This window comes from Winogradskya humida, assembly GCF_016862215.1.
In the GTDB taxonomy this organism is placed as follows: domain Bacteria; phylum Actinomycetota; class Actinomycetes; order Mycobacteriales; family Micromonosporaceae; genus Actinoplanes; species Actinoplanes humidus.
The window spans coordinates 1-14,005 of record NZ_BOMN01000030.1; the positions used below are offsets into that span (position 1 = coordinate 1).

General features: G+C 68.4%; 13 protein-coding genes. 5 read left to right on the forward strand and 8 right to left on the reverse strand.

The features are described 5' to 3' along the window. Positions 1–469 precede the first annotated feature (469 nt). Positions 470–1,000, forward strand: coding sequence for a hypothetical protein (locus tag Ahu01nite_RS12835; protein WP_203836711.1), 531 nt, complete (start codon positions 470–472; stop codon positions 998–1,000). On the opposite strand, the gene Ahu01nite_RS12840 is transcribed toward Ahu01nite_RS12835, so the two are convergent. Continuing rightward, positions 997–1,842, reverse strand: a complete 846-nt coding sequence (locus tag Ahu01nite_RS12840; protein WP_203836712.1) for an SDR family NAD(P)-dependent oxidoreductase — start codon at positions 1,840–1,842, stop codon at positions 997–999. The genes Ahu01nite_RS12835 and Ahu01nite_RS12840 overlap by 4 nt on opposite strands. Before the next feature lie 75 nt (positions 1,843–1,917). Between Ahu01nite_RS12840 and Ahu01nite_RS12845 the strand changes: the two genes are divergently transcribed. Continuing rightward, a complete protein-coding gene (locus Ahu01nite_RS12845) occupies positions 1,918–2,517 on the forward strand; it encodes a TetR family transcriptional regulator (protein WP_203836713.1) in 600 nt (199 codons plus the stop codon). Here Ahu01nite_RS12845 and Ahu01nite_RS12850 read toward each other — a convergent pair. The 3 genes from Ahu01nite_RS12850 to Ahu01nite_RS12860 are packed head-to-tail and all read right to left on the reverse strand — an operon-like array spanning position 2,514 to position 6,541. Then, positions 2,514–3,911 carry an FAD-binding oxidoreductase gene (locus Ahu01nite_RS12850; RefSeq protein ID WP_203836714.1) on the reverse strand — a complete coding sequence of 466 codons (1,398 nt, stop codon included), beginning with the start codon at positions 3,909–3,911 and terminating at the stop codon, positions 2,514–2,516. The genes Ahu01nite_RS12845 and Ahu01nite_RS12850 overlap by 4 nt on opposite strands. Continuing rightward, positions 3,908–4,708 (reverse strand): alpha/beta fold hydrolase, encoded by an 801-nt coding sequence (locus Ahu01nite_RS12855; protein ID WP_203836715.1) that lies wholly within the window; start codon positions 4,706–4,708, stop codon positions 3,908–3,910. Before Ahu01nite_RS12855 ends, Ahu01nite_RS12850 begins: the two co-directional genes overlap by 4 nt. A gap of 27 nt (positions 4,709–4,735) precedes the next feature. After that, positions 4,736–6,541 carry a laminin G domain-containing metallophosphoesterase family protein gene (locus Ahu01nite_RS12860; protein ID WP_203836716.1) on the reverse strand — a complete coding sequence of 602 codons (1,806 nt, stop codon included), beginning with the start codon at positions 6,539–6,541 and terminating at the stop codon, positions 4,736–4,738. 144 nt (positions 6,542–6,685) lie between these two features. Between Ahu01nite_RS12860 and Ahu01nite_RS12865 the strand changes: the two genes are divergently transcribed. Beyond that, positions 6,686–7,804 carry a glycosyltransferase family 4 protein gene (locus tag Ahu01nite_RS12865; RefSeq protein WP_203836717.1) on the forward strand — a complete coding sequence of 373 codons (1,119 nt, stop codon included), beginning with the start codon at positions 6,686–6,688 and terminating at the stop codon, positions 7,802–7,804. Continuing rightward, a complete protein-coding gene (locus Ahu01nite_RS12870; RefSeq protein WP_203836718.1) occupies positions 7,801–8,943 on the forward strand; it encodes a glycosyltransferase in 1,143 nt (380 codons plus the stop codon). The genes Ahu01nite_RS12865 and Ahu01nite_RS12870 overlap by 4 nt, the downstream gene beginning before the upstream one ends. Here Ahu01nite_RS12870 and Ahu01nite_RS12875 read toward each other — a convergent pair. Next, the gene (locus tag Ahu01nite_RS12875; protein ID WP_203836719.1) at positions 8,900–9,856 is read right to left on the reverse strand and encodes a GlxA family transcriptional regulator; all 957 of its coding nucleotides are present in this window, start codon (positions 9,854–9,856) and stop codon (positions 8,900–8,902) included. The two genes, Ahu01nite_RS12870 and Ahu01nite_RS12875, sit on opposite strands and share 44 nt — an antisense overlap. Before the next feature lie 69 nt (positions 9,857–9,925). On the opposite strand from Ahu01nite_RS12875, the gene Ahu01nite_RS12880 reads away from it, so the two are divergent. After that, complete coding sequence (locus tag Ahu01nite_RS12880; RefSeq protein WP_203836720.1) at positions 9,926–10,795, forward strand: EamA family transporter; 870 nt, start codon at positions 9,926–9,928, stop codon at positions 10,793–10,795. Between the two features lie 9 nt (positions 10,796–10,804). Here Ahu01nite_RS12880 and Ahu01nite_RS12885 read toward each other — a convergent pair whose 3' ends face one another. Genes Ahu01nite_RS12885 through Ahu01nite_RS12895 form a run of 3 tightly spaced genes read right to left on the reverse strand, consistent with a single transcriptional unit; the run spans position 10,805 to position 13,957 of the window. Next, positions 10,805–11,956 carry a phytase gene (locus Ahu01nite_RS12885; RefSeq protein WP_203836721.1) on the reverse strand — a complete coding sequence of 384 codons (1,152 nt, stop codon included), beginning with the start codon at positions 11,954–11,956 and terminating at the stop codon, positions 10,805–10,807. A 30-nt stretch (positions 11,957–11,986) separates the two neighbouring features. Next, on the reverse strand, positions 11,987–13,396 hold the full coding sequence (gene sthA, locus Ahu01nite_RS12890; RefSeq protein WP_203836722.1) for a Si-specific NAD(P)(+) transhydrogenase: 1,410 nt from the start codon (positions 13,394–13,396) through the stop codon (positions 11,987–11,989). Between the two features lie 33 nt (positions 13,397–13,429). Next, complete coding sequence (locus Ahu01nite_RS12895; protein ID WP_203836723.1) at positions 13,430–13,957, reverse strand: hypothetical protein; 528 nt, start codon at positions 13,955–13,957, stop codon at positions 13,430–13,432. Between the last annotated feature and the right edge of the window lie 48 nt (positions 13,958–14,005).

The window sequence follows — 14,005 nt, forward strand, 5'->3', positions numbered from 1 at the left end:
GATGAATGGCCCACCCCTTTCAGGGGTGGGCCATTCTGCGTTTCAGCGTGGTTATAGTTCAGCGTGGTTGTTGAGGCCGGACCCGGCGTATCGGGGCCGGCCTTTTTGCGTCTGGTGCTCGGGCTCGCGTGGGGGCTGTGTAGCGGGTCGGGGCATCGGGTAATAGGTGGGCATGATTGTCCGGGTGCTCAGGGTCGGCTCGGTGGCTGCGGTGCTGGCGGTTGCGGGGTGTTCTGCGGTGGATGATGGGGGACGGGACTGGAATCCCGATCATCAGCCGGGATACGTGGCGCCCGGGCGTGAGGGTGCTACGCCGGTGCCGACCTGGCCGGGGAGTGGGTCGGGGCTGGGGTTGCCCGGGGTGGGGCAGGGGGAGCCTAGCCAGCCCGATCATGAGGTTCGGGGCGGCTCGGGGTATGCGGCTTCGCCTGCTGTGTTCCAGCTGATCAACGGGTCCGATGTGGTGCGGGTGAGCGTCGGTGATCTCGGTGGGGATCTGTTCAGCGTTTCCACGCCGGCTGAGTCCCGGGTTGTTCCGGCGGTGTCCGTTGACGGGAACACCGTGGTGGCCGGGTTGCGGGACAGCGGGGTTGGTGGGCCCGCGATCGTGAACGTTGTGCTGGCCACGGATGTTCGGTGGCAGGTGCGGTTGTCGGGTGGGGCCAGTGACGAGGCTGTGGATCTGACCGGTGGGGCTGGGGGCGATGTTGAGCTCACGGCGGGGACCAGCCGGGCGGAGGTGTTTCTGCCTGCGGCTTCCGGGACTCAGAGCGTGACGATGAGCGGGGGCGCCGGGCGGCTCCTCGTGCATCTCGGTGGGAACGCGCCGGTGCGGGTCGCTGCTCGTAATGGGGCGGCTGACGTGACGATCGACGGGCAGACGCGGAACGGCGTACCCGGCGGATCGGTGTTCACCCCGGCCGGGTGGGATACGGCGAAGGACCGATTCGATGTGGACGCCACCGCGGGTGTTTCCGATCTGTCCGTGGGACGGAGCTAGGGCTTCAAGCGGTCGCCGAGGAGTTCCTCCGAGCGGTCCCACAGGCCGCGGGCGAGATCGGCGTCGAATGCCTGCTTGTTGGCCGGCTTGGCGACCTTGCTCTTGTAGTAGTACGCGCCGGACTGCCAGTCGCGTCCCGGCGTCCCCTCGGAGAGCCACACGATCTGTTCGGCGCCCTGGTCAGGGGTGCGGAGCAGGATGCGCCGGCCGATCGGGTTGCTGCCGATGGCCACGACCAGGCGGATGATCGGGTTCGTGGTGTCCGAGCCGAAGTTCGTGGCGACGTTGCCGGGGTAGAACGACGCAGCCGAGAGACCCAGAGCGTGGTAGCGGCGGTGGAGTTCGGTGGTGAAGAGGATGTTCTCCAACTTCGCCGCTCCGTACGCGCGGGATGCTTCGAAGTTCTTGTCGTTGTCGAGGTCGTCCAGGTCGATCGTGCCGGAGAAGCGGACGGTGCTCGAGGTCTGCAGCACCGATGCGCGCGATGCGATGAGCGTGTCGAGGAGCAGGCGGGTCAGCAGGTATGGCGCGAGGTGGTTGATCTGGAACGTCATCTCGAAGCCGTCGACGGTTTTCGGCTTGCCGCCGAAGACGCCGCCCGCATTGTTGGCCAGCACGTCGATGCGGGGATAGGCGGACTTGAGCTCTGCTGCCAGCCGGGTGACGTCGTCCAGGCGGGTGAAGTCCGCGACGTAGCTGTCGACGCCGAGCTCCGTGGCGACCGCGCGGGTCTTTTCGGGTGAGCGGCCGACGACCACAACGGTGTGGCCGTCCCGATGGAGTCTGCGCGCTGCGGCCGCGCCGATGCCGTCGCTCGCGCCGGTGATGACGATGACCTTCATGGCGTACTCCTCAATCGGTACTGGGTTTCGTTCGTGAGACACGGTACCACTTTAGGGTTGTAGTACCGTGAGGTCATGACCATGAACCGCAGCGGGGGTGGTGCGCGGGCCCGGGCGCGTCAGGCGATGCAGGCCCAGGTGGCCGACATCGTCATGGATCTGGTGCTCGAGCGAGGCTACGAGGAGACGACGGTGGAGGACATCTGCGCGGCCGCCGAGATCTCGCGCAGCACGTTCTTCCGCTACTTCCCGTCGAAGGAGGCTGCCCTGTTCGGGGCGTCGGCCGATGCCGGGGAGCGGCTGCTCGAGGCGCTCGTTGCCCGGCCCGAGGGGGAGACGGCGTGGGTTGCGATGCGGCGCGCGCTCGATCCGCTCATCGAGCAGTACGCCGCGCATGACGAGCGGGTGCGGCGTCTTACCCGGCTCGTCGTGACGACGCCGGTGCTGGCCGCGAGCCATCGGGAGAAGAACGGGCGGTGGCAGGAGTTGCTGCGGCCCGAGATCGCGCGACGGCTCGGGATTGACCCGGAGGACGCCTCTGATCCCGCCGCCGGTGCCGTGATCGCTGCCGCGCTGGGTTGTGTCGAGGCGACGCTGATCGCGTGGACATCGAGCGATCACGAGCAGGAGCTCGGCAAGATCCTCGATCGGGCGATGGGGGCTGTCGGGGCCTAGGCAGCGGGGTCGCCGAGGACCTTGCCGGGGTTGAAGAGGTTCAGGGGGTCGAGGGTCTGCTTGAGCGCCTGCTGCATGGCGAGGACGCCGGGCTCCTGCTCCTGGCGCAGGCCGGCGCGTTTGAGCAGGCCGACGCCGTGTTCGCCGGTGACGGTGCCGCCCATGTCGATCGCGGCGGTCAGCATCTCCTCGAATGCTGCCTGGGCCGCGGTGTGGGCGGCGTCGTCACCTGCGGGCGTACGGATCAAGGGGTGCAGGTTGCCGTCGCCCGCGTGAGCGATGGTCGCGATGGCGACCTGGTGGCGGGAGGCGATGTCCTCGATGGCGGCGAGCATCCGGGGCACGGCTGAGCGGGGCACGCAGATGTCCTCGGTGAGGACCGGGCCGAGTCGTTCGAGGGCGGGGTAGGCGAGGCGGCGGGCCGAGAACAGGGCCTCTGCCTCGAACTCGTCGGTGGACTGCTCCGCCCATTCGGCTCCGGCGTCGCGGAAACACTGGGCGAGCGCTGCTGCCTCGTCGTCGCCTGCTTTGCCGGGAGTGTCGATCTGAGCCAGCAGCAGCGCCTCCGCGGTCGCTGACAGGCCGAGGTGTTTCCACTCCTCGACCGCCTTGAGGCACGCTTTGTCCAGCAACTCCAGCGCGGTGGGGAGCAGACCGAGGCGGGTGGTCGCGGCCACCGCGTTGCCCGCGGCCACGATGCTGCCGAAGGCGCCGACCACCGTACGCGGAGACTCCGCCCTTGCCGGACGCAGCCGCAGCGTGATCTCGGTCAGGACGCCGAGGGTGCCTTCCGAGCCGACGAACAGCCCGACCATGTCGTAGCCGGCGACGCCCTTGGTGGTCCGGTGACCGAGCCGGACCGCGGTGCCGTAAGCGCCGGCCGGGCCACCGACCACGGCTTCGAGGCCGAGCACATAGTCGCGGGTCACGCCGTACTTGAGGCAGCAGAGACCGCCGGCGTTGGTCGACGCGTTGCCGCCGATCGTCGACCAGGGGGCACTCGCAGGGTCGGGCGGATACCAGAGGCCGTGCTCGGCGACCGCGGCCTTGAGGTCGTTGTTGACGACGCCGGGCTGCACGACGGCGATCATGTTGTCGGGGTCGATCTCGAGGATGCGGTTCATCTTCGACAGGTCGAGGACCAGGCAGCCGTCGACCGCGTTCGCGCCGCCGGAGAGCCCGGTTCCCGCGCCTCGGGTGACCACCGGGATGCCCCTGGTCGCGCACTCGGCGACGACCGCCTGGACCTCTGCCGTGCTGCGGGGGCGGACCGCCGCGAGGGCCTTGCCGACCGGCGCCCATTCGGCGTCGTCGTGGCTGAGCGAGTCGAGCACGTCGGTGTCGGTGACGAAGTCCAGGCCGGGCAGGGCCGCGGCGAGCGGATTGGTTGTCACAGCGCGCTCGCGAACGTACTGATCGCCTGGCTGACCTCGTCGGCCTGGTCGATGTTCATGGCGTGACCGCAGTCCTCGAGGATCAGGGCCTCAGCCAGGTCGTTGAGGGCGGCGGCGTCGGTGGCGTGGGCCCAGGGCCAGAGCTGGCTGTCGTGGCCGGCGAGGAACAGCGACGGCACCGAGATGCGGGCGATCACGTCGCGCCAGTCCTGGTTGGCGTGGTCCTGCAGCAGCGCCGCCATCGGTCGCCAGTCGGCGTTCTTGGGCGGGCGGCCCAGCGCCTCGACGAGCCTGGGAAGTCGCTCGGCGGTCGTCTCGAAGGACAGGCCCTTACCGGTGAGGGGTACGCCGTCGGCGAAGAAGGTGCCGGCGTTGTCAGCGGTCAGCCCGTAGAAGCCGTGCTCCCACCCGGCCTCGTTGATCAGGCGCGGGGTCTGGTCGACGGTGACGATGCCGGCGAGCCGGTCGGCGCCGAACAGGTCGTAGTAGGCCCAGATCGTGCTGGCGCCCATCGAACCGCCGACGAGCACGACGCGCTGCAGGTCGAGGGCGTCGAGGAAGTCGTGCAGGTCCTTGCCGTGCCGGGACAGCCGCCAGCCCCACGCGGGGGTCTCGGAGTCGCCGTGCCCGCGCCGGTCGAGCGCCAGCACCCGGTAGCCGTCCTTGACCAGGGCCAGGCGCTGCAACTCCCAGCTGTCGACGGAGGCGGTGAACCCGGGGATCAGCACGATCACCGGGCCACCGCCCTCGTCGGTGTAGTGCAGGGTCACTCCGTCGTTGGTGGTGAACGTCGACATACCCCTGACACTACGACTTCGGAATCGTCAGCCGATCAGGAACTGTCCGGGGGTCAATGCCCGGTTTGTGATGCGTACGTCGCCCATCCAGCCGTAGAAGCCCTGGCTGTAGCCGAGGTTGTACGAGGTGGCGCCGAGCACGAACGGCAGGCCGAGGGTGGCGATGCCGTGGGACGGCTGGGCGGGGTTGCGGGCGATCTTCGAGCCGTCCACGTAGACGATCGTGCGGCTGCCGTTGTTGACGACGGCGACGTGCATCCAGCGGCCGGTGGGCAGGGCGTGGCTCCACGAGGTCGGGCTGGCGTCCTCGACCGACGGGTAGACGACGTACTGCAGGAAGCGTTCCGACGACAGGTTGAGGCTGCACGTCGGCTCGTTCGGGTCGTAGCCGTTGGTCTTGCCGGCGTCACCCATCCGGCCTTCCCAGCTGAAGATTCCCATCCAGGCATGGTCGCCCTCGAACGGCTCGGGCAGCTTCAGGAAGACCTCGATCGTGTAGCCGCCGAGGAACTTCATACTGTTCAAGGGGGCGGCTTCGGACGTACGCAGAATTGCTCCGTGGTCCGGGTTCTTCCCGCCGTCGAAGTGGAGACTGGCGTGGGCGGGCTGTGCGTCGTGGTGTTCCGCCGAGACAGCGAGCACGTCCTGACCGCTGTTCGCCAGGCGGCGTACAAAGAGATCGTTGTTGTGACCGCTCAGGTCCCGCACTTTGGAGCCGTCGGTGACCGCCTGGCCGGAGCCGTCGAACCGCCAGTAGGCGACCGTGTCACGGCTGACGACCGCCGAGGCCGGCCGGGCCGGGGGCAGCACCGGCGGGGCGAAACCCGCGAACCGCTCGTCGAAGTCGATCGCGAGGCTGAACCGGTCGGTGGGGCCGGTGAGCTCGAGGGTTTCCTTCTCCAGCGGGGTACGCGTGTCGTCGCGCTTGCTGAGGAACCACGGCGAGAACGTCTCGACGTCGATCACATTGCGCGCGAGGTCGAAGTTGTAGAGCCGGATCATCGCGGCGCCGCCGTAGTAGCGGTCCTGGTAGTTCGTGATGTGCACATGGACGTCATGGCCGGCGTCGTTCTTGAGCACCGTGCGCCCGGGCGGCCAGTAGTGGCCGTTGAGCGTGAGGAAGATCTGGTCGTGGCTCTTGATGAGCTTGTCCCAGAGCCGCTGGCCGTTGCCGGAGAGCGAGGCGTTGCCCGCGTCGTCGGAGTAGGCGAGGTCGTGGGTGGTCACGATCGCGGGGAGCTTCGGGTACTTCTTGAGGACACCGTCGGCCCAGGCCAGCCCGGCGTCGGAGATGCGCCAGTCGAGGGCCAGGATGAGCCACTTACGGTTGCCGGCTTCGAGCACGTGCGCGCTGTTGTAACCGTCGGCTGAGGAGCCCGCGTACGTCGGCATCTTGGCGAAACGGGCCGGACCGAAAGCCTTCAGGTACGCCGTGGAGCCCCGCTGGTCGTCGGTGCTGCCGTTCACGTCGTGGTTGCCGGCGAGCACGCTGTACGGGAGCTTGCCGTCGATGCGCCGGAACGTCTCGCTGGCGAGCTTGATCTCGGCGTCGGTGCCGTGCTCGGTGACGTCGCCGAGGTGCGTCATGAACGCGACGTCGCGTTCCTCGGTGAGATAGCGGAAGGTCTCGCGCAGGGGTGCCGGGTCGGCGCTGTCCGCGTCGAAGAGGTACTGCGTGTCCGGCAGCACGGCGAGTGCGAAACGGCTGTCTTCTGCCTTGGTCTTGGCCTTGGCCTTGTCTTTGGCGGCCGCTTCGGTTGCCGGGAGGGCGGGCACGGCCGCGGCTACGAGGGGGGCGGCAACGGCCGCGCGGAGTAGGTTACGTCGATCCACGAAGATCACTTTTGCCTGGTCATGGGCAACACCGAGGAGACATCAGGCGAAGAGGGAGCGAACAGCGTTCTTGTCGCCGTGAGTTCCCTTTCCGGACACGAACTCGTTCTCTGCCGGGAGCGGACCGCCGATCATTCTCAGCCCATGCGAATCGCCCTGGTGACGGAGTCCTTCCTGCCGGACGTCAACGGGGTCGCCCACTCAGTGCTGAGGGCGGCCGAACACCTCGCGCAGCGTGGCCATGAACCGATGGTGGTGGCCCCGCGTGCCTCGACCGGACCTACGCCCCAGCTGCCCTGGCCGGTGGTGCGTATCCCCTCGCTGCCGATGCCCGGTTACCCCCAGATCCGGCTCGGGCTGCCGACGCCCGCGCTGAGCTCCGCACTGCGTGCGCACGGCACCGACGTTGTGCATCTCGCGAGCCCGTTCGTGCTCGGGGCATGGGGTGCGGCCGCTGCCCGGTCGCTGAAGCTGCCGTCGGTCGCCGTCTATCAGACCGATGTCGCGGCGTACGCGCGTGCCTACAAGGTCGGCATGACGGAAGCCGCCGCGTGGGCGTGGATCCGGACCGTGCACAACTCGGCGTTCCGCACGCTGGCGCCCTCGACGGAGTCTGTCGCCGCGCTCGACACGCACGGCGTGCGGCGGGTGCATCTGTGGCGACGCGGCGTCGACGACGTGCGGTTCCATCCACGCAAGCGCAATGCGGGGATCCGGCGCGCGCTGGCTCCGAACGGAGAGACACTGGTCGGGTTCGTGGGGCGGCTCGCGGTGGAGAAGCAGGTCGAGTTGCTGGCGGAGACTTCGCGCATTCCGGGCGTACGGCTGGTGGTGGTGGGTGATGGTCCCCATGCCGCTACGTTGCGACGGGCTTTGCCGGGTGCTGTGTTTCTGGGGGCGCGGCACGGGGAGCAGTTGGCCCGGATCTACGCGAGCCTGGATGTCTTTGCGCACACCGGGCCGTATGAGACGTTCGGGCAGGCGATCCAGGAGGCCATGGCTAGCGGGTTGCCGGTGGTCGCGCCGGCTGCGGGTGGGCCGCTTGATCTCGTGCAGGAGGGGCGGACCGGGCATCTTGTCCCGCCGTTCCGGGCTGCGGGCTTCACGGCCGCGGTTGCCGGGCTGGTCGCGGATCCGGAACGACGGGCGCTCTTCGGTGCCGCCGGGCGCGTCGCCATCGAGGGCCGCACCTGGGCCGCCGTCGGCGACGAGTTGATCGGCCATTACGAGGCCGCGATGACGAGGAATCTGGTGGCCGCATGAGGATTGTCAGGTTGGCGAACTTCATTACCGAGCGGTCCGGGGGGTTGCGGACGGCGTTGCGGGAGTTGGGGATCGGGTATCAGCGGGCTGGGCATGAGGCCGTGCTTGTTTATCCGGGGGCTCGGTACAGCGAGGTGGAGACCGAGCAGGGGCTGGTCATCACGCTGCCGGGGCCTGAGGTGCCGCGGATGGGTGGGTATCGGGTGCTGCTTGATCGGGCCCGGGTCATGGACACGCTGCGGGGGCTGCGGCCGGACCATCTTGAGGTCTCCGATCGGAGCACGTTGCGGTGGGTCGGGCGGTGGGCTCGGGGGTGCGGGGTGCCGTCCATGATGGTGTCGCACGAGAGTCTGGACGGGTTGCTGCGGATCTTCGGGGGTGGGCGGTCGCGGTGGGTCGCTGATCGGCTCAATGCGCGTAGTGCGGCGTCGTTCGATCGGATTGTGGCTACCACGGGGTGGGCTGCTGCGGAGTTCGAGCGGGTGGGGGTTCGCGACGTGGTGCGCGTACCCCTCGGAGTGGACCTTGAGGTTTTCTCGCCGGGACGGCACGACCCGGCGCTGCGGCAGCGGTGGGCGGCCCCCGGGGATGTCCTGCTCGTGCATTGCGGGAGGTTGTCGGCGGAGAAACGGCCGCAGTTGTCTGTTCAGACTTTGGCTGCGTTGCGGGCAAAGGGGGTTCCAGCTGTTTTGGTGGTGGCCGGGGGTGGGCCTTTGCGGTCCGTTTTGCAGGCTGAGGCGGCCTCGCTGGGGTTGCCAGTGCGGTTCCTCGGGCATTTGCGTGATCGGGATGAGCTTGCCGATCTGCTTGCCACGGCTGACGTCGCTGTTGCTCCTGGGCCGATCGAGACGTTCGGGCTGGGTGCGTTGGAAGCTCTGGCCAGTGGTACGCCCGCTGTGGTCAATTCCGCGAGTGCGCTTCCCGAGGTGATCGGGGATGCGGGGTTGGCCGCCAGTGACGGGCGCTCGATGGCGCGGGCCGTTCAGACGCTGCTCGAACGTCCATCGCGGCGCGAGGCGGCCCGGGCGCGAGCGGAACAGTTCCCCTGGTCGGCGTCGGTGGACGGATTTCTCGCCGCCATGGGCGCTTCTTCGTTCATGGTGCCTGGTGGAACGCTGCGCGGTAGGCCTCGGGACTGATGCCCCGGACTCGCCGGAATTGTCGCCGCAAGGTGTCGGGGCTGCCGAAACCGGTGCGGCGCGCGATCGCGGCGACGGTCGTGTTGTCGCGTTCCAGGAGCTGCTCGGCGCGGCGGACGCGTTGCTCACGGACCCAGGCCGCGGGGGTGGCGCCGGTCGCGTCGGTGAAACGGCGGATGAAGGTGCGGGTGGACATGGCGGCTCGCTGGGCGAGGGCCTGCACCGACAGGTCGTCCGCGAGGTGGTCGGCAGCCCAGTCCAGCAGGGTGGCCAGGCCGTCGGTGCCGGGTCGGTTGCTGTCCGCGACGGGCATCCGGGAGAACTGGGCCTGACCGCCGCTGCGGTGCGCGGGGACCACCAGCTCGCGGGCGACGCGGTTGGCGATGTCGGCGCCGTGCTCGCGGCGGATCAGGTGCAGGCAGAGGTCGATCGCGGCGGACGCGCCGGCGCTGGTCGCGATCGGGCCGTCGAGGACGTAGATGCTGTCCGGGTCGATCGTGATGCCGCGCCGGGCCAGGTCCTTCGCGTACGCCCAGTGGGTGGTCGCCTTTCGCCCATCGAGCAGGCCGGCCGCCGCCACCACGAACGCGCCGGTGCAGACGGCGGCCACGGTGGCGCCGCGATCGGCCGCCTCGCGCAGGGCGGCCAGCGTCTTCGGAGCCGGGTCCGGGACGGGCGGGGACGCACCGGTGACGATGATCAGGTCGGCGGTGCGCAAGCGGGTCAGGTCGTCGGTCGGGATCACGGTGAAGCCCGTTGACGTGCGCATCTCGGTGCGGGTTTCGGCGCAGACGGCGTACCTGTATCGGGGTAACGACGGGTCGATGCGGGGGAGACCGAAGATCTCGCTGACGATGCCCAGCTCGAACGCGGGCACCGGCTCGGCCACGACCACGGCGACGTCGGTCAGCATTCCCCAGTTTGGCACTAACTGCCGGGTGCATGGCAGATGTGCCAGCCGGGGTGGAGCAAGTGTTCTCGTATGACGTTCGTCGGACCGCTGCTCATCGTGTACGTGGTGTGGGGATCGACCTATCTGGCGCTGAAGGTGGGGCTGGAGGGGCTGCCTCCGCTGACCCTCAACGCTGTCCGGTTCCTGGTCGCGGGGTTGGTGCTGTTCGCGTACTGCCTGTATCGGCGGTGGGCCATGCCGTCACGGCGTGAGTGGCGGTCCGGGGCGATCCAAGGGCTGCTGCTGCCGGCCGCGGGCACCGGGGGTGCCTGCTGGGCCGAGCAGACCCTGCCGTCGGGGACCACCGCGTTGTTCCTGGCCACGATCCCACTGTGGATCGTGATCGGGCGGCGGGTCGTGGACCATGAGCGGATCCGGGTGGTGGTGGGGGCGGGGCTCGTTCTCGGGGTTGCCGGGGTGGCGATTCTGGTGCGGCCCTCAGGTGCTTCCGATGCGGTGGCGATCGCTGTCGCGTTGGGTGGGGCCATGTGCTGGGGGCTCGGCTCGGTTTACGGGATGCATGCTGCGCGGCCTTCGCATGCCCTGATGGCCAGCGCGGTGGAGATGGTCAGTGCGGGAGTTCTGCTCGGTGTGCTGGGCGCGATCTTCGGGGAGTTCGGGCGGGTTGAGGTCACTGGGCGGTCTTTGGTGGCACTCGGGTACCTGGTGGTTTTTGGAAGTTTGATCGCGTACACGGCGTACACGTGGCTGTTGGATCATGTTGCGGCGCGGATCGTCGGCACCTACGCGTTTGTGAACCCGGTCGTTGCCGTGTTGCTCGGGTGGTGGCTGCTGGGTGAGGAGCTCGACGCCCGGACGATCGCCGGAACCGTGGTGATCGCCCTGGGCGTCGCCCTGATCGTCCTTACCCCGGACCGGGAGCCTGCTGAAGCCGAGTGACCGCGGCCTTCACGATTTGTTCGTGGCAGAACCTAGCCGGCGCCAGTCGATGAATTTGAAGTTGGTGCTGGTACGGCCCTCGTTCGGGGTGTTCTCGCCGTCGTGCAGGACCAGGAGGCCGTGTGGGTAGCCCGGGAGCGGGGTTGAGGTTGCCGCGGCGCCGTCGGAGTGCTGGACGCCGTCGATTCCGTTTTCTGCGTCGGTGACGGTGAAGCTGGTCAGGGGCTTGTTGGTGCGACGGTCGTAGACGAAGAAGCGGCTGTCGCCCTGGCTCGAGGCGAGCAGGTAGTCGCCGTAGATGGTGGCGCCCTCGACGTCGGCGTGGATGCGGCCGCCTTCTCCTGGGCCGGTGGGGATGCAGTCGGCGTTGTAGGGGGCGCCGAATTCGGTTACGTACTCGACTGCGGTGCGGTGTTTGGTGCGGAGGTCGATGCGCCAGAGGGCGACGTCTTCCTGGCTTGCGTACAGGGCGTTGGTTTTGGGGTCGATGACCATGCCCTCGACCTGCGGGGCCTCGCCCGGGTCTTCGCACGGGGTCCAGGAGGTGCCGTTGCGCAGGGTGAAAGCCGACGGCAGGTCCAGGGTCTCCCGCTTGCGGTAGGAGATCCTGCCGCCGCGGGTGACAACCTCGAAAAAGCCCAGGTGGGTGGTGTGCCGCCGGCTCACTACGAGCAGATTTCCGTACGCGGCCAGCCCGTACCCCGTCGCCTGCTGCGCCACCTCGTCCTGGTTCGCCGAGAACAGCAGCGGCGGAGAGTCCACGGTGACATCGGTGAGCAGCGCGGTGACCGGGTCGATCCGGTAGAACCGCAGCTGGTCGCGGCCACGATCGGTGACAACTACGAGGTTGCCGTTCGTGATGTCGACGTTGTTGAACCTGCCGTCCACGCCGGCGGGGATTGCCTGCACCTCCCGCCCGGCCAGGTCGTAGACCCGCAGCCCGCCGTTCTTGGCAGTGCCGATCACCCGGCTGCGGGTGCGGTCCCACGGGTGCACCCAGATCGCGGGGTCATCCGCGTCGGCATCGCCGCCCGCCTCGTCGTCGAATAGGGCGGGCGTCTCGGCACTTGCGGTGACCTGGCGTTCTTGGGTGCTCGCATGGGCGGGACTGCCGCTGAGCAGGATCAAGCCGGCAGCGGCGATCGCGAGAGTTCTACGCATGGCAGCGACCCTCGTCGATCCAGGTGAACGCTAGCCGTCGATGCGGGTGATGTTTCGGATTTTGTTGGAGGCGTCGAGGGCGGCGACCTTGTAGGCCTCGGACAGGGTGGGGTAGTTGAAGACGGCGTCGACCAGGTAGTCGACTGTGCCGCCGCAGCCCATGACGGCCTGGCCGATGTGGACGATTTCGGTTGCTCCGGTGCCGAAGACGTGGACGCCGAGGAGTTTGCCGGTTTCGGGGGAGACGAGGAGTTTGAGCATGCCGTACGAGTCGCCGACGATCTGGCCTCGGGCCAGTTCTCGGTAGCGGGCTATGCCGACCTCGAAGGGGGTGGCGTTTTCGGTCAGGTCGTCCTCGGTGGCGCCGACGTAGCTGATTTCGGGGATCGTGTAGATGCCGATCGGTTGCAGGGCGCCCATGGTGCGGGTGGGTTCGCCGCAGGCGTGGTGGGCGGCCAGGCGGCCCTGTTCCATGGAGGTGGAGGCGAGGGCGGGGAAGCCGATGACGTCGCCTACCGCGTAGATGTTCTCGACTGCCGTGCGGTAGTTGCTGTCGACTTCGATGCGGCCCCGACGGTCGGCGGTGAGGCCGGCTGCTTCCAGGGCGAGGTCGTCGGTCTGGCCCTGGCGGCCGGCGGAATACATGACCGTGTCGGCGACGATCTTCTTGCCGCTCTTGAGGATGCAGAGGGCGGCGGTCTGGTGGCGTTCGACGGCGGCGACCTCCTCGCCGAAGCGGAACGTCACCGACAGGTCCCGTAGGTGGTATTTGAGGGACTCGATGATCTCTTCGTCGCAGAAGTCGAGCATCTTCTCGCGGCGTTCGACCACGGTGACCTTGGTGCCCAGGGCGGCGAACATGGAGGCGTACTCCATGCCGATGACGCCGGCGCCGACCACGACCATGCTGCGGGGGACGGCTTCGAGGTTGATGACGCCGTCGGAGTCGACGATGGTGCGGTCGTCGAAGTCGACGCTGTCCGGGCGGGCGGGGCGGGTGCCCGCGGCGATGATGAACTTGTCGGCGGTGATCTTGGTGTCCCGGCCGCCGCCGTCGCCGCCGTCGACCCAGATCGAGTGGGCGTCGGCGAAGCGGCCGGTGCCGGTGATCATGACTACCCGGTTGCGGGCCAGCTGGTTGCGGATGACGTCGGTCTGGCGGCTGATCACGTGCTGGGTGCGCGCTGCCAGGTCGGAGACGGTGATCTCGTCCTTGACGCGGTAGCTGCTGCCGTACAGATCGCGTTGACTGAGGCCGGTCAGATAGAGCACGGCCTCCCGCAGGGTCTTGGAGGGCACCGTGCCCGTGTTGATGCAGACCCCGCCGATCGAGTCGCGCCGCTCGACGATCCCGACGCGTTTACCTAGCTTTGCCGCAGCGATCGCGGCCTTCTGCCCGCTCGGGCCGGATCCCAGCACTATCAGGTCATAGTCATGCACAAGGCCCAGCGTGCAGGATCACCACCGCCCGCGCTATTGCGTGTTTTCACACATGGCCGTGATCGGGATCTCCGAGCCCGAAACGTGCCCGGGCGGCCACGGCGAACCGTAGAGCTCGGCGCACATCACGACGGTCATCCACGGCACCCACGGGCTGTGCAGCATGAGCGGCGGGTGTCCCTGGAAGTAGAGGTTCACCGACCAGTCGAGCGGGTTGGGCTGGACCATGACGAGGTCACGGAAGAAGTACTGCGCCTCGTCGACGACCAACCGCTCGCTGGTGATCGTCGCCGGCACCCGGCCCCGGGACTGCCAGCCGTTGCCGGTGCCGCTCCAGAGCAGGCCGTTGTCGGTGAAGACACCCTCGGAGAGGTACGTCAGCACGTCGACGAGGAAGGATCCGTACTGCTTCTCCCCGGGGTGCAGCGGCACGGTCGGGGTTACCGGAGCGGGGTGCCCGCCGCGCTGAACGAAGCGGGCGAGCAGAGACATCGAACGCCATCCGGCGTCGGTCTGGTCCTGAGTGAACACCCTGGGTGCGGGTGTCGGAAAGCTTGTCACGACTTGAGCGTGGCACGGCCAAATGACCGATGAACAGCGATTTCGCTC

Coding starts and splice junctions, on each gene's coding strand:
- Ahu01nite_RS12840 (WP_203836712.1), bottom strand. CDS start 1,842: ATGAAGGTCATCGTCATCACCGGCGCGAGCGACGGCATCGGCGCGGCC.
- Ahu01nite_RS12845 (WP_203836713.1), top strand. CDS start 1,918: ATGACCATGAACCGCAGCGGGGGTGGTGCGCGGGCCCGGGCGCGTCAG.
- Ahu01nite_RS12855 (WP_203836715.1), bottom strand. CDS start 4,708: ATGTCGACGTTCACCACCAACGACGGAGTGACCCTGCACTACACCGAC.
- Ahu01nite_RS12865 (WP_203836717.1), top strand. CDS start 6,686: ATGCGAATCGCCCTGGTGACGGAGTCCTTCCTGCCGGACGTCAACGGG.
- Ahu01nite_RS12870 (WP_203836718.1), top strand. CDS start 7,801: ATGAGGATTGTCAGGTTGGCGAACTTCATTACCGAGCGGTCCGGGGGG.
- Ahu01nite_RS12875 (WP_203836719.1), bottom strand. CDS start 9,856: ATGCTGACCGACGTCGCCGTGGTCGTGGCCGAGCCGGTGCCCGCGTTC.
- Ahu01nite_RS12880 (WP_203836720.1), top strand. CDS start 9,926: ATGACGTTCGTCGGACCGCTGCTCATCGTGTACGTGGTGTGGGGATCG.
- Ahu01nite_RS12885 (WP_203836721.1), bottom strand. CDS start 11,956: ATGCGTAGAACTCTCGCGATCGCCGCTGCCGGCTTGATCCTGCTCAGC.